Origin of the sequence: Shinella sp. WSJ-2 (assembly GCF_003432075.1) — a bacterium.
GTDB lineage: Bacteria > Pseudomonadota > Alphaproteobacteria > Rhizobiales > Rhizobiaceae > Shinella.
The window spans coordinates 193,864-213,314 of the sequence record NZ_QWBU01000003.1 but is presented as its reverse complement, the minus strand read 5'-3'; the positions used below and the strand labels follow the sequence as shown (position 1 = coordinate 213,314).

The 19,451-nt window shown below is 63.3% G+C and carries 18 protein-coding genes; 9 read left to right on the top strand and 9 right to left on the bottom strand.

The genetic code is table 11. The features are described 5' to 3' along the window. Window positions 1-187: 187 nt before the first annotated feature. On the bottom strand, window positions 188-703 hold the full coding sequence (locus tag D0Y60_RS08705) for a DUF721 domain-containing protein (protein WP_117368854.1): 516 nt from the start codon (window positions 701-703) through the stop codon (window positions 188-190). Between the two features lie 157 nt (window positions 704-860). Here D0Y60_RS08705 and mutY point away from each other — a divergent pair, with 157 nt between their 5' ends. Both mutY and D0Y60_RS08695 read left to right on the top strand, forming a co-directional pair. Next, window positions 861-1,970, top strand: a complete 1,110-nt coding sequence (mutY, locus tag D0Y60_RS08700; protein WP_245409132.1) for an A/G-specific adenine glycosylase — start codon at window positions 861-863, stop codon at window positions 1,968-1,970. Next, window positions 1,967-2,584, top strand: coding sequence for an HAD family phosphatase (locus D0Y60_RS08695; protein ID WP_117368850.1), 618 nt, complete (start codon window positions 1,967-1,969; stop codon window positions 2,582-2,584). The genes mutY and D0Y60_RS08695 overlap by 4 nt, the downstream gene beginning before the upstream one ends. A gap of 341 nt (window positions 2,585-2,925) precedes the next feature. Here the strand turns inward: D0Y60_RS08695 and D0Y60_RS08690 are convergent, their stop codons facing one another. Beyond that, window positions 2,926-4,056 carry a site-specific DNA-methyltransferase gene (locus D0Y60_RS08690; RefSeq protein WP_117368848.1) on the bottom strand — a complete coding sequence of 377 codons (1,131 nt, stop codon included), beginning with the start codon at window positions 4,054-4,056 and terminating at the stop codon, window positions 2,926-2,928. Window positions 4,057-4,290: 234 nt separating this feature from the next. Here D0Y60_RS08690 and D0Y60_RS08685 point away from each other — a divergent pair, with 234 nt between their 5' ends. Further along, window positions 4,291-5,958 carry a VWA domain-containing protein gene (locus D0Y60_RS08685; RefSeq protein WP_245409131.1) on the top strand — a complete coding sequence of 556 codons (1,668 nt, stop codon included), beginning with the start codon at window positions 4,291-4,293 and terminating at the stop codon, window positions 5,956-5,958. Between the two features lie 151 nt (window positions 5,959-6,109). On the opposite strand, the gene D0Y60_RS08680 is transcribed toward D0Y60_RS08685, so the two are convergent. Together D0Y60_RS08680 and D0Y60_RS08675 are read right to left on the bottom strand one after the other, a co-directional pair. Further along, window positions 6,110-6,457 carry an antibiotic biosynthesis monooxygenase gene (locus tag D0Y60_RS08680; protein WP_117368844.1) on the bottom strand — a complete coding sequence of 116 codons (348 nt, stop codon included), beginning with the start codon at window positions 6,455-6,457 and terminating at the stop codon, window positions 6,110-6,112. Then, window positions 6,454-6,783 (bottom strand): NIPSNAP family protein, encoded by a 330-nt coding sequence (locus D0Y60_RS08675; RefSeq protein ID WP_117368842.1) that lies wholly within the window; start codon window positions 6,781-6,783, stop codon window positions 6,454-6,456. Before D0Y60_RS08675 ends, D0Y60_RS08680 begins: the two co-directional genes overlap by 4 nt. 74 nt (window positions 6,784-6,857) lie before the next feature. On the opposite strand from D0Y60_RS08675, the gene D0Y60_RS08670 reads away from it, so the two are divergent. Then, window positions 6,858-7,535, top strand: a complete 678-nt coding sequence (locus tag D0Y60_RS08670; RefSeq protein WP_117368839.1) for a winged helix-turn-helix domain-containing protein — start codon at window positions 6,858-6,860, stop codon at window positions 7,533-7,535. 55 nt (window positions 7,536-7,590) lie between these two features. Here the strand turns inward: D0Y60_RS08670 and D0Y60_RS08665 are convergent, their stop codons facing one another. After that, the gene (locus tag D0Y60_RS08665; protein WP_117368837.1) at window positions 7,591-9,054 is read right to left on the bottom strand and encodes a calcium-binding protein; all 1,464 of its coding nucleotides are present in this window, start codon (window positions 9,052-9,054) and stop codon (window positions 7,591-7,593) included. Between the two features lie 237 nt (window positions 9,055-9,291). Between D0Y60_RS08665 and D0Y60_RS08660 the strand changes: the two genes are divergently transcribed. Further along, entirely contained in the window at window positions 9,292-9,981 is a 690-nt protein-coding gene (locus tag D0Y60_RS08660; protein ID WP_117368835.1) for an HAD family hydrolase, read from the top strand. A gap of 77 nt (window positions 9,982-10,058) precedes the next feature. Here the strand turns inward: D0Y60_RS08660 and D0Y60_RS08655 are convergent, their stop codons facing one another. Beyond that, window positions 10,059-10,631: a hypothetical protein gene (locus tag D0Y60_RS08655; RefSeq protein ID WP_117368833.1), complete on the bottom strand. Its 573-nt coding sequence runs from the start codon at window positions 10,629-10,631 to the stop codon at window positions 10,059-10,061. Between the two features lie 333 nt (window positions 10,632-10,964). Here D0Y60_RS08655 and thrC point away from each other — a divergent pair, with 333 nt between their 5' ends. After that, window positions 10,965-12,362, top strand: coding sequence for a threonine synthase (gene thrC, locus D0Y60_RS08650; RefSeq protein ID WP_117369685.1), 1,398 nt, complete (start codon window positions 10,965-10,967; stop codon window positions 12,360-12,362). 101 nt (window positions 12,363-12,463) lie between these two features. Beyond that, window positions 12,464-13,759: a pitrilysin family protein gene (locus tag D0Y60_RS08645; RefSeq protein WP_117368831.1), complete on the top strand. Its 1,296-nt coding sequence runs from the start codon at window positions 12,464-12,466 to the stop codon at window positions 13,757-13,759. A gap of 205 nt (window positions 13,760-13,964) precedes the next feature. Here D0Y60_RS08645 and D0Y60_RS08640 read toward each other — a convergent pair whose 3' ends face one another. Next, window positions 13,965-14,114 (bottom strand): DUF1127 domain-containing protein, encoded by a 150-nt coding sequence (locus tag D0Y60_RS08640; RefSeq protein ID WP_117368829.1) that lies wholly within the window; start codon window positions 14,112-14,114, stop codon window positions 13,965-13,967. Window positions 14,115-14,275: 161 nt separating this feature from the next. Then, on the bottom strand, window positions 14,276-14,629 hold the full coding sequence (locus D0Y60_RS08635; RefSeq protein WP_199564128.1) for a cupin domain-containing protein: 354 nt from the start codon (window positions 14,627-14,629) through the stop codon (window positions 14,276-14,278). 150 nt (window positions 14,630-14,779) lie between these two features. On the opposite strand from D0Y60_RS08635, the gene D0Y60_RS08630 reads away from it, so the two are divergent. Together D0Y60_RS08630 and D0Y60_RS08625 are read left to right on the top strand one after the other, a co-directional pair. Beyond that, complete coding sequence (locus D0Y60_RS08630) at window positions 14,780-15,373, top strand: GNAT family protein (protein ID WP_117368827.1); 594 nt, start codon at window positions 14,780-14,782, stop codon at window positions 15,371-15,373. A 55-nt stretch (window positions 15,374-15,428) separates the two neighbouring features. Beyond that, complete coding sequence (locus tag D0Y60_RS08625) at window positions 15,429-18,341, top strand: EAL domain-containing protein (RefSeq protein WP_117368825.1); 2,913 nt, start codon at window positions 15,429-15,431, stop codon at window positions 18,339-18,341. Window positions 18,342-18,355: 14 nt separating this feature from the next. On the opposite strand, the gene D0Y60_RS08620 is transcribed toward D0Y60_RS08625, so the two are convergent. Next, a complete protein-coding gene (locus tag D0Y60_RS08620; RefSeq protein ID WP_117368823.1) occupies window positions 18,356-19,417 on the bottom strand; it encodes a putative zinc-binding metallopeptidase in 1,062 nt (353 codons plus the stop codon). Window positions 19,418-19,451 lie beyond the last annotated feature (34 nt).

Sequence of the window (19,451 nt, the reverse complement as noted above, 5' to 3'; positions counted from 1 at the left end):
CTCTCCTGTGGGAAGGGATAGGAATTCAGATATCTTGACGCAATCCGGGCGAAAATGCCGACACGTGCCCGGATTTGCTCTCGGCTCTCCCGTTATACCTGCTTTGGGGCGGGAACAAGCGGAGTTAAGGCTAGTAACTTCAAAGAATTGTGACCGTTCGATGGTTGCGGGCGCGGGCTTTGACGCTTCATTTGCGCCGGCCGAGCACCGCCGTGCCGAGCCGCTTCAGCGCCGCCTTCAGCGCGTCCCCCTCGATGCCTTCGACGAGATGATCGAGATGCTGGGCGGCCGCCCCCGTCAGCGGGCGCGGCTTCGGGCGGCGGTTGCTCTGGATGCTGACCGGTTTCTGCACGATCTTGATCTGGTTGACCGCCGGAAAGCCGAAGAAGCCGTTGATGCGCTGGATGATCTCGCCCTGCTGGTGGCTGAGGAAGAGCGCCCGCGCGCCCTCGCAGGCGATGGTCAGCACGCCGGGCTGGTAGCCGCCGCCCTCGCCCGCCATTTCGGAGGCGCGGCGCGGCCAGGCGATGCGCTCCGGCCTTGTGCATTCGGCAAATTCCGCACCGGCAATCTCGTCCCACGAGCCGAGCAGCATCGTGTTGATGCCGGCGCGCTTGGCGAGCACCGGATCGATGAGGCCATTGGCCACTTCGCTGATCTGCACGATGCCGCGGCGCGGCTTTTGCTGGGCGTTATTGTTCACGACTTACCTGTCTTCTCAGACGCAGTTCCGATCGCAAAACCGCTTCACACTTTTGCGAAACTGCTCAGGGAAAATATTCCTGTTTTGTCCGCGAAGCACTTGAAGATCGCGGATCAGTCCGCCAGTTATAGGCGCTTCGATCCCGTTCAGGCAAATCATGACCCAAGTTCATCGGATTCAGGCTCACCGGACCATGGCGCCCGCCGACCTTATCCTCGCCTGGTACGACAAGCACCATCGCGACCTGCCCTGGCGCGTCAGCCCGCCGATGGCGGCGGCCGGGGTGAGACCTGATCCCTATCGTATCTGGCTGTCGGAGGTCATGCTGCAGCAGACGACGGTACAGGCGGTCAAATCCTATTTCGCGCTGTTCACGTCGCGCTGGCCAACGGTTACGGACCTTGCCGAGGCCGACAACGAGGATGTGATGAAGTCCTGGGCGGGACTCGGCTACTATGCCCGCGCGCGCAATCTCAAGAAATGCGCCGAGGCAGTCGCCTTCGAGCATGGCGGCGTCTTTCCCGATACGGAAGATGGGCTGAAGGCCCTGCCCGGCATCGGTGACTATACCGCCGCCGCCATCGCCTCCATCGCCTTCAACCGCAAAAGCGCGGTGCTCGACGGCAATGTCGAGCGCGTCATCTCGCGCCTCCATGCCATCGAGACGCCGCTTCCTGCGGCAAAGCCGGAAATGCGGGCACTGGTCGCCGCCATGACGCCGGAGGACCGGCCGGGCGATTTCGCCCAGGCGATGATGGATCTCGGTGCCACGATCTGCACGCCGCGCCGGCCCGCCTGCGCGCTCTGTCCGCTCAATGCGGACTGTCGCGTGCTCGGCCGCGACGATCCCGAGCTTTTTCCGCGCAAGGCGGCGAAGAAGGAAAAGCCGGTGCGGCTGGGGGCTGCCTTCGTGGCTCAAGATGAGGACGGCGCGGTGTTTCTGCGCAAGCGCATCGAGAGCGGCCTGCTCGGCGGCATGACGGAAGTGCCCGGCAGCGCCTGGACGGCGCGCGTGGATGGCGCGACCGGCAGCGACGCCGCCCCCTTCCCGGCCGACTGGCACCCCACCGGCACCGTCACCCATGTCTTCACGCATTTCGAACTGCGCCTCACCGTCTATCGCACGCGCGTGCCGCGCGGCACGGCAAAGGACGGCGGATGGTGGCAGCCGAAGGCGACGCTCGACGGCGAGGCGCTGCCGACCGTCATGAAGAAGGCAATAAAACAGGCCATACCCGACGCATTCGAAAAGACGAGGACCGCATGACCAGCATCGAAATTCGCCACATCGTTTTCGACATCGGCAAGGTGCTGATCCATTACGATCCGCATATCCCGTTCACCCGCCTCATTCCCGACGATGCCCAGCGCAACTGGTTCTTCACCAATGTCTGCACGCACGATTGGAACCTGGAGCAGGATCGCGGCCGCAAATGGGAGGATGCCGAGGCGCTGTTGATCGAGGCGCATCCCGACCGGGTCGAGCACATCCGCGCCTTCCGCAAATATTGGCACGAAATGGTCTCGCACGCCTATGTCGAGAGCGTCGCGATCATGGAAGCGCTGATTGCGGAAGGCCGCGATGTCACCATGCTGACGAATTTCGCCGCCGATACGTTCAAGGAAGCGCGCAAGCTGTTTCCCTTCCTCGACATGCCGCGCGGTGTGACGGTCTCGGGCGAGATCGGCCTGATCAAACCGGATCTCGCGATCTACGAGAAGCACAGCCGCGATTTTGGCCTCTCGCCGGCCCACACGCTGTTCATCGACGACGCGCCGGCCAATGTCGAGGGCGCGCGGCTGGCCGGCTGGAATGCCGTGCTGTTCACCGATCCGGAAAAGCTGAAGAGCGATCTCGCCGCGCACGGCATCGCGCTCTGATCCTCAACAGGACGCCTTAAAACCGAAACGCCCGGAGCTTTTGGAGCTCCGGGCGTTTTCGCATTTCCGGGACTGAAGGTACAAAAACCGGAAAAGCGATATCCTGCCTGCCGAGCCGGTTGATCGGCTGTGGCTTTTCACAACGATTTCCGTTGCTTGGCCTGATGTATTTGCTGGATCACAGTAAGCGCTTGATGGTTAACATCACCTGAATCGGCTGCGTGGAAGTTTGGGACCTTGTCGAAAGACAAAGCAGCCTGCCGCTAAAACAGCCACAGCCCCCGATGCAGGGAACACCGGAGGCCGCAGCTGGAGAAACAGGTATTTCAGGTTCGGACGGCCTATTCGATGCCGGCCATTCCGGCGCGCACGACGGCGCGCAGGTCGTCGATCGGCTTCAGCTGTGCCCCGTCGGCATAGTGCCAGAAGGTCCAGCCGTTGCAGGCGTCCAACCCTTGCACCTTGGCGCCGATACGGTGGATCGAGCCGGCATCATTGCCCGAAGCGAGCGTGCCGTCTGCGCGCACGATGGCGCTGTGGCGGCGGCGGGCGTCCGTCAGCACCGTGCCGGGTGCGATCAGGCCGCTTTCGATCAGCGTGTTGAAGGCGACGCGCGGTTCGGCCTTCTTGCCGCTCATCACCGAAAGCGTGCCGCTGCCGAGCGGTTCGACCGCGTCGATGCGCTCGCGGGCGGCATCGATATAGGCCTGTTCGCGCTCGATGCCGACGAAGTGGCGGCCGAGGCGCTTGGCCACCGCTCCCGTCGTGCCGGAACCGAAGAACGGGTCAAGCACCACATCGCCCGGCTTGGAGGAGGCCATCAGGATGCGGGCGAGCAGCGCTTCGGGCTTCTGCGTCGGATGCACCTTCTTGCCGTCGTCGCCCTTCAGCCGCTCGCCGCCGCTGCAGATCGGGAACAGCCAGTCCGAGCGCATCTGCACGTCGTCATTGGCCGCCTTCATGGCATCGTAGTTGAACGTGTAGCCCTTGGCCTTGGGATCGCGCGTCGCCCAGATCATCGTCTCGTGCGCGTTCTGGAACCGGCGGCCCTTGAAGTTCGGCATCGGATTGGTCTTGCGCCAGACGATGTCGTTGAGGATCCAGAAATTGAGATCCTGCAAGGTCGCGCCGACGCGGAAAATGTTGTGGTAGGAGCCGATGACCCAGATGGTGCCGGACGGCTTCAGCACGCGGCGGCAGGCGAGCAGCCAGGCGCGGGTGAAGGCATCATAGGCCTGGAAGGAGGCGAACTGGTCCCACTCGTCGTCGCAGGCATCGACGAGGCTCTGGTCGGGACGGTGCAGCGCACCGCCGAGCTGAAGATTGTACGGCGGATCGGCGAAGATGACGTCGACGGACTGGTCGGGCAGCGCGTCGAGCGCCGCAACGCAATCGCCCTTGATGATCGTATCGAGCCAACCGCTCTTGCGGGGCGAACGGGAGACGTCTGCAAGCGAAAGAACAGATGGCATGTGATACTCGCTGATACGCTGACTCGGAACAGAACTTGGTGGTGCTTATGGTTACCGAAGATGGTTACCAAAGGCTGAAGGCTTTGGAGAAAAAGCGAAAACCGTTTCGCCCCGGCACTTTCCCGATGAATTCAAGCCGTTGCGAATATCCGCCCCGGCCCGCACGTTTCTGAAAGGACAGCGCCGAGCATGCCGGGGTGCCGCCGGTTTGCGGGAAAACGGGGAGGACTTGCCTTGCGACTGAAAGCCGCCTTCCTGCTTCTGGCCGGGCTTCTTGCCGCCACCGAGACCATTGCCGCCGACAAGACGATGATCGTGCTCGACGCCTCAGGCTCCATGTGGGGCCAGATTGACGGGCGAACGAAGATCGACATCGCCCGCGAGACTTTGGGCACGGTGCTGAAATCGGTGCCCGTGGGCACCGAGCTTGGCTTGATGGTCTATGGCCATCGGGAAAAAGGCTCGTGCAGCGATATCGAGCTTGCGGTGCCGCCGGGTGCGGGCACGGAAGGCGCGATCACCAGCTTCGTCAACGGCATCAACCCGAAGGGCAAGACACCGCTCAGCCAGTCCGTCGAGCAGGCGGCGGACATCCTCAAATATACCGAGGAAAAGGCGACCGTCGTGCTGGTGACGGACGGGCTGGAGACCTGCGAGGCCGACCCTTGCGCGCTCGCCTCCGCGCTGGAGAAGAAGGGAGTCGATTTCACCACCCATGTCGTCGGCTTCGGCCTGACGGAGGAGGAAGGCAAGCAGGTGGCTTGCCTTGCCGAAAACACTGGCGGCAAATATTTCCAAGCCTCCGACGCCGCCCAGCTCGTCGCCGCCCTGACGGAAACGGTGGCGGAGGCGCCGATGGCCAAACCCAAGCAGGAAGAGGTGGCGGTCGCCGAGCCGGAGCCGCAGCCTGAATTCAACACGCAGACGGACAGCGTGCTTTCCGAAGGCGGCCCCTCGCTCGGCGACAACAACGACGTGCACTGGCTGATCTACAAGGCCGGGGCCGACGGCAAGCCGGAGGGCGACAGCATCGACACGATGTACAAGGGCGCCTACTCGGGCACCTATCCGCCGGGCAAATATATCGCCGTGGTCGCCTTACAGAGCGCGATCACGCGCGAGGTGGCCTTCGAGGTGAAGGATGGCGAGATCGCAAAACCCTTCGTCAATTTCGACGCCGGCCTCCTCGTCGTCACGCCGAAGCGCACGCCGCAGGACACGGAAGGCGACGGCGAAGCGGCGGTCCAGATCGTCTTCGGCAGCGATTCCACGACCGGCTACGGCACGACGAAACAGTACGTTCCCGCCGGCGAAGTGACGTTGAATGGCACGATCGGCCCGACCAAGGTCTCCGAAACCATTGCCGTCAAGGCAGGCGAGACGCTCCAGCACGACCTCGTGATCGGCTCCGGCACCGTGCTCAACAAGGCCGTCTATGCCGAGGGCGGGCCGGCGGTCGATTCCGGCGAAGTCTTCTTCGAGGTCGTAGAGGCCAAGAAGGCTATCGACGGGACCCGCAAGAGCGTCGCCTACAATTACGGTACCGGCACCAAGATCGATGTACCGACCGGCGACCTCGTGCTGACGGCAAAGCTCGGCTCGGCAACCGGCGAGGTGCCGATCAGCCTCAAGGCTGGCGAGATGAAGGAGGTCGTCGTCAATCTCAATGCCGGCGTGCTGGCAATATCGGCGCCCGGCGGCAACTTCATCGAAATCCTCAGCGCCACCAAGGACATCCAGGGCAACCAGAAATCGATGTCCTACAATTACGGCACCGAATGGCAGGACACGCTGCCACCCGGCGACTATGTGGTGCGCGTGAAGTATGAGGGCGACACGGCGCCGAAGGAGGGCAAAGCGACGGTCAAGGCCGGGGAGCGGGCCGAGATCACGGTGCAGTAATGCGATAGAAGGCGGAAAGCCTCCTCCCCTCTGCCGTCATTCTCGGCCTTGAGCCGAGGATGACGTGGAGAGGAGGAGGCACATTCCCTGAAGCAGAGAGTGCGCCGTCCTCTCCCGAAACCAACGGGATCATACCGTCGGGGCGGGACAGCTACGCCGCATGAAAGCTCCGGCTATCCTCCGGCGCCCCGTCCCTGTCGTTCAGCCCGTAATCCCTCACCACGCTCGCAATGCGCAGTCGGTAGGCGTCGAATACGCCGTTGCGGCCGAGGGACTGGGCGGCGCGGTGTTCTTCGGTGGCGCGCCAGGCCTTCACCGCCGTCTCGTCGCGCCAGAAGGAGAGCGAGAGAAGACGGGTGGGATCGGTGAGGCTGCGGAAGCGCTCGATGGACAGGAAACCGTCGATGCCGTCGAGCAGCGGGCGCAGGTCGCGGGCCGTATCGAGATAGAGATCCATGCGGCCGGGTGCGGGCACCACTTCGAAGATCACGGCGATCATGGCGCAATCCTCGGCGCGTGCGGCAGCGAGACGTTCTTCAGGAAGATACGGTCCTCCTTCAGGATGAAGCGCTCCCTGCGGGCGAAGTCGTAGTTCTCCCGCCCGAACGGATCGGCGGCGAGCCGGGCGCGATAGGCCTCATATGCGGCAAGGCTTTCGATGTTGTAGACGCCGTAGGCCGTGGTGGACGAGCCCTCATGTGGGCCGAAATAGCCTATGAGATCGGCGCCGCAGTGTGGGATCGCCTGGCCCCAGGTCTGCGCATAGGCGGCGAAAGCGTCCTTCCGGAAGGGGTCGATTTCGTAGCGGATGAAGCAGGTGATCATCGTCGTCTCCTTGTTTTCACGATGCCGCCTTCTTCCACATTGTCATGCGCAAATGCTTCGGTTACCATCGAAGTATGAAAGAAGGACCGGACATTTCCCAGATCGGCGCACTGATCGGCGACCCCGCCCGCGCCAACATGCTGACAGCCCTGATGGGTGGCCAGGCGCTGACGGCGACCGAGCTTGCGGGCGCGGCCGGCATCACGCTGCAGACGGCCAGTTCCCACCTGTCGAAGCTCGAGACCGGCGGTCTCGTCGCCCAGCGCAAACAGGGGCGGCACCGCTATTTCGCGCTCGCCGACGACGAGGTCGGCCAGCTTCTCGAAAACATCATGGGCTTTGCCGCCAATCGCGGCCTCATGCGCACCCGTCCCGGCCCGAAGGACCCGGCGCTGCGCAAGGCGCGCGTCTGCTACAACCATCTCGCCGGCGATTTCGGCGTGCGCATGCTGGACCGGCTGGTGGCCGATGGCGACGTGACGCTCGATGGCGACGAGGCGGGGCTGACACAGAACGGCGAGGCCCGCATCGCGGCGCTCGGTATCGACGTGCCCGCGCTGAAAACCCAGCGCCGCCCGGTCTGCCGCACCTGCCTCGACTGGAGCGAGCGGCGCTCGCATCTTGCCGGCTCGCTCGGCGAGGCGCTGCTTGCCCGTTTCATCGCCGACGGCTGGGCCAGGCGCGAGAAGGACAGCCGCGCCATCCGCTTCACGCCCGAGGGCGAAAAGCGGTTCACGGCGCTGTTTCCGTAAATGAAAAGGGCGGCCGGAAAGCCGCCCCTCAAATCTGCCTGCAAGGCGAGACCGATTACAGGATGAAATCGCCCTTCAGCAGAGTCACGGGATCGTCGAGGCGGATCGCGAAATCTGCCGTCCTGTCGCCGTTCACATCGCCGTAGATGTAGGTATCCGATGCCTGCTTGTCGTAGATCAGCTGCCCGGCCTTACCGGTGAAACCGCCCTCGTTCGCGACGAAGGTGAAGGCCTGGTTGTCCGCGACCTTCGTGTTGGCGTCGATGGCCGAGAGATCGATGCGATCGCCCTTCGTGAAATCGTAGATCGTGTCCCGGCCGCTGGCGGCAACGGTCGTTTCCTTGATCGACTTGAAAATGAAGGTATCGTTGCCCGAGCCACCGGCCAGGCTGTCCGCCCCCAATCCGCCATAAATCTTGTCCTGGCCCGCCCCGCCGTAAATGCTATCGTTGCCGCCCTTGCCACTCAGCGAATTCGCGGCATCGTTGCCACGCATGATGTTGCGGACGTCATTGCCTGAACCGGAAATCGCCGCGGTGCCGGTCAGCGTCAGGTTTTCCTGATACTGGCCCAGTGTCCAGCTGACCGAAGACCTCACCGTATCGATGCCGGAATCGGCATATTCGAAACGCAAGACATCGCTCCTGCTGTCGATGACATAGGTGTCGTTGCCGGAACCGCAGACGAACGTATCGGCACCGGTGCCGCCATCAAGGTAGTCGTTGCCGACACCGCCGTCCAAGTAGTCGTTGCCAGCCCCGCCAAAGAGATAGTCGTTGCCGGCTCCGCCCTTCATGTCGTCGTTGCCGGCCTCACCGTAAAGGCGGTCGGCACCGTCGGCCTTACCGTAGAGATCACCACCGTTCATGATGTCGTTGCCAGCGCCACCGTACAGAAAATCGCTGCCGTCGCCGCCTTCCATGTCGTCGTTGCCGGCACCGCCATAGAGCTTGTCGGTTCCGGCCTCGCCATAGAGTTCATCGACACCGGCACCGCCGTGCAGCGTATCGTTGCCCGTGCCGCCGAAAAGGCGATTCATCGATTGCGCAGTGTAGGTCTTGCCCTCGATATCGGCCCAGAGAATATCGTCGCCGGCACCGCCATACAGCGTGTCGCCACCGATGCCGCCGACGAGCAGGTCGTTGCCGGCGTCTCCATAGAGCTGATCGGCGCCGGCCTGCCCGTAGATCTTGTCATTGCCGTTGCCGCCGTAAAGCGTGTCGGACGCGCCGTTAACGCTGGTCTGCCAGTTCGGCTCGTCGGTTCCACAATCGCCGAAGATGCGGTCATCGCCATCACCACCATAGGCCACGTCGCCTTCGGTATAGTCATTTCCAGTCTTGTAGATATCGCCGAAGATGGTGTCGTTGCCGCCGTAGCCGCGGATCGCGCCCTTGTGGTTTGCGCTGTCCATGTCGCTGGCATTGTCGTATGTTCCATCACCCAGAACGAGCGCGGTGCCCCACAGGACGTCATTGCCGCTGGTGCCTGTTATCTTGCCATTCGGATCTCTTGCCATTTCGATCTCCTGGTAAAACTGGTGCTGTCAATGGCTGCACTATAGGGCGCGTCCACGCCATCCGTGTTCCCACGGTAACAGCGGGCAGGGGAAAAACACAACTCACCCTGGCAGAACCTCAACACAGGGTCGCAGCACGACAGCCCTGCCAATCTGGCAATTGTCGCCTTCGGCCCTTTGGTGTAGGGAAGCCGCGCTTGCCGGGCGTATCGGTGCTCCCAAAGGAAAGACGACGACATGGACGGTTTCGACCTCATCATTTTCGACTGCGACGGTGTTCTGGTCGATTCGGAAATTATCGCGGCGGAGGTCGAATCCCGGCTTCTGACGGAGGCCGGCTATCCGATCGGCGTAGAGGAAATGGGCGAGCGCTTCGCCGGCATGACCTGGCAGAACATCCTGCTGACGATCGAGCGGGAGGCCGCCATTCCGCTCTCGGCCTCGCTGCTCGACAAGTCGGAAAAGCTGCTCGATGCGCGTCTTGCCGCCGAGGTGAAGGTCATCGAGGGCGTCAAGTCGATGCTGTCGCGCATCCGCAAGCCCTATTGCATCTGCTCGAACTCGGCTTCGCACCGCCTCGACATGATGCTGACGAAGGTCGGCCTGAAGCAGGTTTTCGGCCCCTATGTCTATTCCGCCAAGGATCTCGGGCCGGACCGCGTCAAGCCGAAGCCGGATATCTTCCTGCACGGCGCCAAGCAGTTCAATGCCAATCCGGCCCGCACGCTGGTCGTCGAGGACTCGGTGCATGGCATTGCCGGTGCGCGTGCGGCCGGCATGCGTGTCGTCGGCTTCACCGGCGCTTCGCACACCTATCCCTCGCATGCCGACCGGCTGACGGAGGCCGGCGCCGAGACCGTGATCTCGCGCATGACCGACCTGCCCGAAGTGATCGCCGCCCTTGCCGAATGGCAGGAAGCGATCTGATCTTTTTTCAAACGCTGAAAACGAAAAGGCCGCGGAAGCATCTTCCGCGGCCTTTTTGCTGGATGGCCTTCAGGCCGTTATTTCGTGTTGTACGGACCTTCGTCGAAGCCGACGAAGGCGCGCACGAAGCCGCCCGAGCCGCCGGGAATGGTGACATTGTCCTTCGTGAAGACGAACTGCGCCGTGCCTTCGGCCGGAATGTTGACCGGGAACTGCACGAGATCGGAATAGAGCGTGTTGTCGCCATCGGCGGCGGCGACGCGGATCGGCACGTTTACCGAGGTGCCGGCGCTGCCGGCCGGGCCGGTGACGATGCGGCCCTGAACCATGACCGTCATGACGAGCTGGCTTTCATTGATCACGCAGCGGCGCGTCGTTTCGGCGAGCGTCACCTGGTAGAGCAGCTTGGACGGATCGTCCTTGGCGCCCTTGGCATAACGGCGCAGCACAGAGGTGCCGTCGCGCAGATAGACCTGCGGGCAGGCACCCTGGATCACGGCGGCGCCCTGCGTCTGCTGCGCATTGGCGGTGGCCTGCGTGCCGGCGCCTGCCGTATCGCTGGAAACGCCGAGATCAGCGGGCTTGTCGGTCTGGTTGCAGCCGGCCACGATGGCGAGAAGGGAGATGCCGAGAAAGCGGCGGATCGTCATTGCAAACACGTTACTTTTACCCCTGCGATCAGGCCCCGCCCCCGGCGACCAAGCCTTTCGGAACTCGTTTTACGGGCCTTTTCACGACCCTAGGCGATGGTCTATAGCAGCGACGCGGCGAAAAATCGATTGCTCGAATGAAACCGCCCGCAGAATTTCGGAGGGCCCGTTTCGACGGGCCGCATGCAACGGCATTGCCACGATCTGCCGCAAAGAGACCTGCAGCAGGCGTGGCCTTTCGGGTAAGGTCGGAAGGACGATGGCAGCACAGCGACCGAACGACCGGTGGACGATCCCGTCCGCACCCCCCAACCATTCCAAGGACCTGTGAACGTGGATTATGTTTCGACGCGGGGCGAGGCCCCTTCCCTCGGCTTCTCCGATGCGCTTCTCGCCGGGCTTGCCCGCGACGGCGGCCTCTATGTGCCGCGCGAATGGCCGACCTTCTCCAAGAAGGAGATCCGGGCGCTGCGCGGCAAGTCCTACCAGGAGATCGCGTTTACGGTTCTCTCGCCCTTCGTCGAGGGTGACATCCCGGCGGAAAAATTCCGGGCGATGATCGACGAGGCCTATGCCACCTTCCGCCATCCGGCGATCGCGCCGCTCGTGCAGATCGGCCCGAATTCCTTCGTCATGGAACTGTTCCACGGCACGACGCTCGCCTTCAAGGACGTGGCGATGCAGCTGCTCGCCCGCCTGATGGACCATGCGCTTTCCGTGCGCGGCGAGCGCGCCACCATCGTCGGCGCGACCTCGGGCGATACCGGTGGTGCCGCCATCGACGCCTTTGCCGGCCGCGAGCGCACCGATATCTTCATCCTCTTCCCCGAGGGCAAGGTCTCGCCGGTGCAGCAGCGCCAGATGACCACCTCCAAAGAAAAGAACGTCCACGCGCTCGCCATAAAGGGCAATTTCGACGACTGCCAGAATCTCGTGAAGGCGATGTTCAACGACACGAAATTCCGCGACGGCATGAAGCTTTCGGGCGTCAACTCGATCAACTGGGCGCGCATCATGGCCCAGATCGTCTATTACTTCACGACGGCCGTTGCCCTCGGCGCACCGGACCGGAAGGTCTCCTTCACCGTTCCCACCGGCAATTTCGGCGATATCTTCGCCGGCTACGGCGCCAAGCGCATGGGCCTGCCGATCGACAAGCTGGTCATCGCCACCAACGAGAACGACATTCTCGCCCGCACGATGAAGACGGGCCGCTACGAGATGAAGGGCGTCAAGGCGACCACCTCGCCGTCGATGGACATCCAGATCTCCTCCAATTTCGAACGCCTGCTGTTCGAGGCCCATGGCCGCGATGCCGGTGCGGTGCGCCGCGCGATGGACAGCCTCAAGCAATCCGGTGCCTTCGAGATCGAGGAAAAGGCGCTGAAGGCGATCCGCAAGGAGTTCCGCGCCGGCCGTGCCTCGGAGAAGGAGGTCGCGAAAACCATCAAGACGACGCTCGCCGACACCGGCTACCTGCTCGATCCGCATTCGGCGATCGGCGTCTTCGTCGCCGCAAGGCACGAGAAACCGGGCGCTCCGATGGTGACGCTCGCCACCGCGCATCCGGCAAAATTCCCCGCCGCAGTAAAATCGGCGTGCGGTATTGACCCGGCGCTTCCATCGTGGCTTGCTGACCTGATGCAAAGGGAGGAGCGTTTTGACGTGCTGAGCGCTGAGCTCGACGTCGTGGAAGCCTTCATCGGCAACCATTCGCGAATCCGGGGCTAGGGCGAGGCCGGGAGCGGCTGCACCCGGCATTGCGTGTTTACAGGGAGGGCCTTTCCGGTTTCCCGCGGGCGGCGGAAAGGCTAAAAACGCAGAAAGTGCGCATGATGAAAGTTGAGTGCACCCGGCTTGCTTCCGGGTTGACCGTGGTGACCGAAAACATGCCCCATCTCGAGAGTGTGGCTCTCGGCGTATGGATCAAGTCGGGGTCGCGAAACGAAACCGCGGACGAGCACGGCATCGCCCACCTCCTGGAACACATGGCCTTCAAGGGCACCGAGCGCCGCTCCGCCCGCCAGATCGCCGAGGAAATCGAAAATGTCGGCGGCGAAGTCAACGCCGCCACCTCGACGGAAACCACCTCCTACTATGCCCGCGTGCTGAAGGACCACGTCCCGCTCGCGGTCGATATCCTCGCCGACATCCTGACGGAATCCGTCTTCGACGACGAGGAACTGCGCCGCGAGAAACACGTCATCCTGCAGGAGATCGGTGCTGCGAACGACACGCCCGACGACGTGGTCTTCGACAAGTTCTCCGAGGTCGCCTATCGCGACCAGATCATCGGCCGCGCCATTCTCGGCACGCCGGAAACCGTGCTCTCCTTCTCGCCCGGCGAAATCCGCAGCTATCTCGACCGCAACTACACGACGGACCGCATGTTCGTCGTCGCGGCCGGCGCCGTCGATCATGACGATTTCGTCCGCCAGGTCGAGACGCGCTTCGCCAGCCTGCCCACCGCGCCAAAAGTCTCGCCGGTCTTCGAACCCGCCCGCTATACCGGCGGCGACGTGCGCGAGACGCGCGACCTGATGGATGCGCAGGTGCTGCTCGGCTTCGAGGGCAAGGCCTATCATGCCCGCGATTTCTACTGTTCGCAGATTCTCGCCAACATCCTCGGCGGCGGCATGTCCTCCCGCCTCTTCCAAGAAGTGCGTGAGCATCGCGGCCTGTGTTATTCGATCTACGCCTTCCACTGGGGCTTTTCCGATACCGGCATCTTCGGCATCCATGCCGCGACCGGCGGCGAGAACCTGCCGGAACTGATGCCCGTCATCTTCGACGAGCTGAAGAAGTCGTCGGAAACCATCCACCAGCAGGAAATCGAGCGCGCGCGTGCGCAAATCCGCGCCCAGCTTCTGATGGGCCAGGAAAGCCCGGCCGCCCGCGCCGGCCAGATCGCCCGCCAGATGATGCTCTACGGCCGCCCGATCCCGAATGAAGAGCTGATGGAACGCCTGCAGGGCATCACCGTCGAGCGCCTGACCGACCTCGCCGGCCGCCTGTTCTTCGACACCGTCCCGACGATCTCGGCCATCGGCCCGCTCGAACACCTCGTCCCGACCGGCGACATCACCCGCTCGCTGTCGCGCGGAACGATCGACCGCGCGGCGAGTTGATCAATCAATGCGTGCGCCTTAGGCGCACGCCATCCTGACGGATCGAAAACAGCTCAAAAAACAAAACCCGCCTTGCGGCGGGTTGCTTGGTCGGGACTTGGGAGGAAAATCCCGATCGGGTATCAGGGATGACCGGGCTGGCGCTGCCGTGTCGGGCGCGCCGATGTCATCCCTCGTAGCGCGGGGCATCAGCCCCGAAGCCGTATCAGCCGAAAACGACCATGCCCTTGACGGCAGCCTGGATGTTGGCGCGGGAGATGCCGAGGTCCTGCAGGGCGCGGTCATCGAGGGCACCGAGTTCACGGACGGCGCGGCGTTCGGCGGCATTCTTCTTGAGCTTTGCGAAGATGTTCATTTGTCAGGTCCTTTGGGTTTGTTTCGTGTTTGTCTCTTGCGTTGATCAATAGATAGTCGATCCCCTGCTCAGAGAAAATGCATATGCTTACACCGCAGGCATGCGGCTTTTGCATAGCACCAAAACAAGACCATTTTCCCGCGATGGTGGCCGGCGCGCCCCTATTCCAAATCCTCCTGCACGAAGACATCGGTCAGATGGATGTCCGTCGTCTCCAGCCGGCCGGGGCCGAGATTGACGAATTTGTGCGGCACATTGGCCGGCCCGAAGACGATCTGCCCCGCCGCGGCCTCCAGTTGCGTATCGCCCACCGTGAAGAGCGCACGCCCCTCTCTGACGATGAAGACCTCGTCATAGGGATGGCGGTGCAGCGGTGGCCCGCGGCCGATCTCGTCCGTGGTGTAAAACATCACGGAGGCGCTAGTGCCGAAGAGCTTACCCTCGAATTCGCCATGCCAGACGTCGGGCCGTTTTTCCCATTGCGCCCGATCGAGGACGGTGACGGTTTTCTGCATGGCGGTTCCTTTCGATATCTGGCGCGGCGCGCAGCATAGGCGGCAGGCTTTGCCGCGCAAGCCATGCCGGCCATTTGACGGCAGCAAGCCTCTCGGCATAATCTTATCTCTGAAAGGCTTGCCACTGGGGCGGCGCGCGGAGTGGGCTGCATGACACGATCGGTTTTTCGGTTTCTGTCCCGGCAGTCCGACACCGTGGAACTGGCCGACGACCGGCATCTGCTTCGCCTCCCGCGCTTCCATGACTACCGGCAATGGTATCAGCTTCGCTCCGAAAGCCGGCGCTTTCTCGAGCCGTGGGAACCGACCTGGCGGGGAGACGAGCTGACGGAAAGTTCGTTTCGGGCCCGCGTCATCCGAAATGAACAGGAATTTTCATCCGGCCAGGCCGTGCCGCTCTTCGTTTTCGAACAGGCGGAGAAAACGCTGCTCGGCGGCCTCACCGTCGGCTATATCAGGCGTGGTGCGGCGCAATGCTGCATGATCGGCTACTGGATGGGCGAGCGCCATGCCGGTCAGGGGCACATGTTCGGCGCCCTTAAGCTGGTCATTCCCTATATCTTTTCGAGCCTTCAGTTGCACCGTATCGAGGCAGCCTGTATTCCAGACAATACAAGAAGCATCCGTCTCCTTGAAAAGGCCGGCTTTCGGCAGGAAGGCTACCTTCGGGAGTATCTGAAGATAAACGGGGAGTGGCGCGACCACGTGATGTTTTCGCTTCTGGCAGCCGACAGGCCGTCGTGAGCGACATGAAGGGCGCGACAGGACTGGGCAGTTACCTAAGGACAATGCGCTTTCAATGAGTTCTTCATCCGTGCCGCAAACGCTGCGTGCCAGCCGGTTGCTCGCCCTCATCCTTCTGACGACGATGCTCTTCGCCGGCATGCTGACCGGCCGCGCCTTCGCCGTCGAACCGGTCAAGATTTCTCGTGACGACACAGCACTCGATCTGACGGCCACCACCGAGATCTATACCGGCCGCGGCGAGGCCTTCCAGGTCTCCACCGCGCCGGGCACCGACGGCATCGTGCGCCGCATCGAGGTGCGCGCCACCTCCGACGAGCACCAGGGCGACTGGGCCGTCTTCGCGCTCGCCAATGTCTCGGAAGAGCAGATCGACCGTCTGATCGTCGCGCCGCATTTCCGCCTCGTGCAATCAAAGCTGTTCTGGCCGGATCTCGGCGCCAAGCGCATCATCTCGATCACCCCGAGCGAAGGTTTCGCGCTCGACCGCCAGCAGAGCGAGGAGGCGGACGTCTTCCGCATCACGCTCAACCCCGGCACGGTCGTCACTTTCGTCGCCGAGCTTGCGACCCCGGACCTGCCGCAAATCTATCTCTGGGAACCGGACGCCTACAAGGACACGGTCAACGCCTTCACGCTCTACCGCGGCATCGTGCTCGGCATTGCCGGCCTGCTTGCGGTGTTCCTGACCATCCTCTTCGTGGTGAAGGGCACCTCCATGCTGCCGGCGACGGCCGCACTCGCCTGGGCGGTGTTGGGCTATATCTGCGTGGATTTCGGCTTCCTGTCGAAGCTCATCAGCATCACGGCCGGCGACGAGCGAATATGGCGCGCGGGAACCGAGGTGTTCCTCGCGGCCGGCCTCGTGGTCTTCCTGTTCACCTATCTCAACCTTAACCGCTGGCACGCGCATCTGTCCTATGCGACGCTCGCCTGGATCCTCGGCCTCGGCCTGCTCTTCGGCGTCGCGATCTACGACCCGCCGATCGCCTCGGGCATCGCGCGTCTCTCCTTCGCGCTGACCGGAACCGTCGGCATCATCTTGATCGCCTATCTCGGCTTCAACCGCTACGACCGCGCCATCCTGCTGGTGCCTGCCTGGGCGCTGATCCTCGTCTGGCTGTTCGGCGCCTGGCTGACGGTGACGGGCCAGCTCAACAACGACATCATCCAGCCGGCGCTCGGCGGCGGCCTCGTTCTCATCGTGCTGCTCATAGGCTTCACCGTGATGCAGCACGCCTTTGCCGGCGGCGCCTATAGCCAGGGCCTGTTCTCCGACCTGGAGCGCCAGTCGCTGGCGCTGACCGGCTCGGGCGATACCGTCTGGGACTGGGACGTGGCGCGCGACCGCGTCGTCACCATTCCCGACATCTCCATCCAGCTCGGCCTTGCCCCCGGCGTCATGCACGGCCCGGCGCGCAACTGGCTGCCGCGCCTGCATCCCGACGACCGCGACCGTTTCCGCGCCACGCTCGACGTGCTCTTGGAACACCGCAAGGGCCGGCTCAACCATCAATTCCGCGTGCGCGCCGAGGATGGCCACTATCACTGGCTCTCCATCCGCGCGCGGCCCGTGCTCGGCGCCAATGGCGAAATCATCCGCTGTGTCGGCACGATCATCGACATCACCGAGCAGCGCAATTCCGTCGACCGCCTCTTGCAGGATGCGCTGCACGACAACCTGACCGGCCTGCCGAACCGCCAGGTCTTCCTCGACCGTCTTCAGTCGATCCTGTCCTTGACCGGCAGCTCCGACAATGTGCGCCCGACCGTGCTGACCATCGACATCGACCGTTACAAGCAGGTCAACGATGCGCTCGGCATCGCCGCCGGTGACAATATCCTGATCGCGCTGACCCGCCGCCTGCGCCGCCTCTTGAAGCCGCAGGATACGCTGGCGCGCCTTTCGGGCGACCAGTTTGGCCTGATCCTGATGTCGGAGCGCGATCCGGCTAAGGTCGCCGATTTTGCCGATGCGGTCAGCAAGGCGATCATGGTGCCGATCAATTTCGGCGGCCGTGAGATCATCCTGACGGCCTCCATCGGCCTCGTCTCCTGGGTCGACCAGCAGGAGGATGCCCCGGGTCTGCTGAACGACGCCGAGCTTGCCATGTACCGGGCAAAAAAGGCCGGCGGCAACCGCGTCGAGCCGTTCCGCCCCGCCTTCCGCACCTTCGGCGCCGACCGCCTGCAGATCGAGACGGACCTGCGCCGCGCCATCGAGCGCAAGGAACTGTCGCTGGTCTACCAGCCGATCGTGCGGCTGAAGGACGCCGAGATCGCCGGCTTCGAGGCCCTGATGCGCTGGGATCATCCCAAGCGCGGCAATATCTCGCCGGCAGAATTCATCCCGATCGCCGAAGCCTCCGACCTCATCAACCAGCTCGGCCTCTTCGCCTTCGACAAGGCGGCGAGCGACCTGATGGACTGGCAGCTCCAGACCGGTGACCTGCCCGTCTTCGTCTCGGTCAACCTGTCGAGCGCCCAGTTGCTCAACAACGAGCTCTACAACGACGTGCGCGCGGCCCTCGCCAAGACCCGTTGCGAGCCGCAGAAGCTCAAGCTGGAACTTACCGAATCCATCGTCATGGAGAACCCGGAGCAGGCCCGCCTCATCCTCGCCAAGCTGAAGGATATCGGGCTTGGCCTCGCGCTCGATGATTTCGGCACGGGCCATTCCTCGCTCGCTTACCTCACCCGCTTCCCCTTCGATACGATCAAGATCGACAAGGCGCTGGTGCGCGACGGGTCTGACAAGCGCGGCGTCCTGCTACGCTCCGTCATATCGATGGCGCGGGAACTGGAAATGCAGGTGGTGGCTGAGGGCATCGAGTCCGAGGAGGACGCGATCGAGCTTGACAACATGGGCTGCGAATTCGGCCAGAGCTACCTCTTCGGCCCGCCGATCGGCTACGATTCGGTGCAGCGGCTGCTCAAGGAACGGTTTCCGCTGATGAAGCGGGCGTAAGGACGCCCGCTCGGCTACCCCGCCGATTGACGCACCAGCCGGTTGATGAAATCGAGTTTTTCGACGACTGTCGGCGGCAGCACGAAGGGGTAGCTGTCGGGCTGGCCCATGGAGCGCTGGATGGCGTTCATGGCGACGGAAAGCGGGATCCAGCTTTCGACGAGACGTCCGGCACTCGGCGCACGGTAGGGGTCGAAGGTGATTTCGGCTTCGAGCTCCTCGTGACCCTTCGGATCCGTGTTGAGACCGAAGGCGCGCGCGGTTTCCAATGTATCGACGATGTGGAAGAAATGCGCCCAGCACTCGGCGAAATCCTCTGACGGGTGGCAGCTCGCATAGGTACTTATGAAATGCAGCGGCCAGTCAGCTGGCGGCCCCTGCTCGTAATTACGCTGCAGGGCGGCGGCATAGTCCTCGCGCTCGTCGCCGAACAGGCGGCGCGCCTCCTCCAAGGTCGCGTCGTCACGGATGAGCTGCGTCCAATAGAAATGACCGATCTCGTGGCGGAAATGGCCGAGCAATGTGCGGTAGGGCTCGTGCATGGAGACGCGAACGCTTTCGCGCACCTCGTCATCGGCTTCGGCCGCGCGCAGGCTGATCAGGCCGTCCTCGTGGCCGGTCATGGCGGCGGCCACGACATTGCCACCTGCATCCAGTTCGTCGGCGAGGAAATCGAAGACGAGGCCGCCGGCAGGATCCTCCTCGCGCGTCGGATGCGGCAGGTTCCAGCGCAGGATGGAGTAGAAGAGATGGCGTTGCGCAGCGCCGATGCGCCGCCAGCGCTCCAAGCCCTTGGGGTCGGTCGTCGGCACGATGCGGTTGTGCCGGCAGGCCGGGCAGAAGGCGTGCGCGCTATCCGCCGGAAGGATCCAGTTGCAGACGTCCTGCACGGCGTTGTCGCAGAAACGGTAAAGCCCCTCCCGCGGAGATATCCGCCACAACCCCTCGCCTTCCGGAACGAGCGCATGCAGGGTCATATCCTCAGAGAGAAAGCCGAGCGAGGAGCCGCAGCGCACGCAGAGGCGATTGTCGAAATGGGTGGTCTGGCCGCAGGTTTCGCAGGTGAAGAGCTTCATGGTCTATCCGGATGAGGAGCTGCTCTCAGCACGA

Coding starts and splice junctions, on each gene's coding strand:
- D0Y60_RS08665 (WP_117368837.1), bottom strand. CDS start 9,054: ATGGCAAGAGATCCGAATGGCAAGATAACAGGCACCAGCGGCAATGAC.
- D0Y60_RS08625 (WP_117368825.1), top strand. CDS start 15,429: ATGAGTTCTTCATCCGTGCCGCAAACGCTGCGTGCCAGCCGGTTGCTC.
- D0Y60_RS08675 (WP_117368842.1), bottom strand. CDS start 6,783: ATGATCACCTGCTTCATCCGCTACGAAATCGACCCCTTCCGGAAGGAC.
- D0Y60_RS08670 (WP_117368839.1), top strand. CDS start 6,858: ATGAAAGAAGGACCGGACATTTCCCAGATCGGCGCACTGATCGGCGAC.
- D0Y60_RS08690 (WP_117368848.1), bottom strand. CDS start 4,056: ATGCCATCTGTTCTTTCGCTTGCAGACGTCTCCCGTTCGCCCCGCAAG.
- D0Y60_RS08620 (WP_117368823.1), bottom strand. CDS start 19,417: ATGAAGCTCTTCACCTGCGAAACCTGCGGCCAGACCACCCATTTCGAC.
- D0Y60_RS08695 (WP_117368850.1), top strand. CDS start 1,967: ATGACCAGCATCGAAATTCGCCACATCGTTTTCGACATCGGCAAGGTG.
- D0Y60_RS08660 (WP_117368835.1), top strand. CDS start 9,292: ATGGACGGTTTCGACCTCATCATTTTCGACTGCGACGGTGTTCTGGTC.
- D0Y60_RS08640 (WP_117368829.1), bottom strand. CDS start 14,114: ATGAACATCTTCGCAAAGCTCAAGAAGAATGCCGCCGAACGCCGCGCC.
- D0Y60_RS08645 (WP_117368831.1), top strand. CDS start 12,464: ATGATGAAAGTTGAGTGCACCCGGCTTGCTTCCGGGTTGACCGTGGTG.
- D0Y60_RS08635 (WP_199564128.1), bottom strand. CDS start 14,629: ATGCAGAAAACCGTCACCGTCCTCGATCGGGCGCAATGGGAAAAACGG.
- D0Y60_RS08630 (WP_117368827.1), top strand. CDS start 14,780: ATGACACGATCGGTTTTTCGGTTTCTGTCCCGGCAGTCCGACACCGTG.
- D0Y60_RS08680 (WP_117368844.1), bottom strand. CDS start 6,457: ATGATCGCCGTGATCTTCGAAGTGGTGCCCGCACCCGGCCGCATGGAT.
- D0Y60_RS08655 (WP_117368833.1), bottom strand. CDS start 10,631: ATGACGATCCGCCGCTTTCTCGGCATCTCCCTTCTCGCCATCGTGGCC.
- mutY (WP_245409132.1), top strand. CDS start 861: ATGACCCAAGTTCATCGGATTCAGGCTCACCGGACCATGGCGCCCGCC.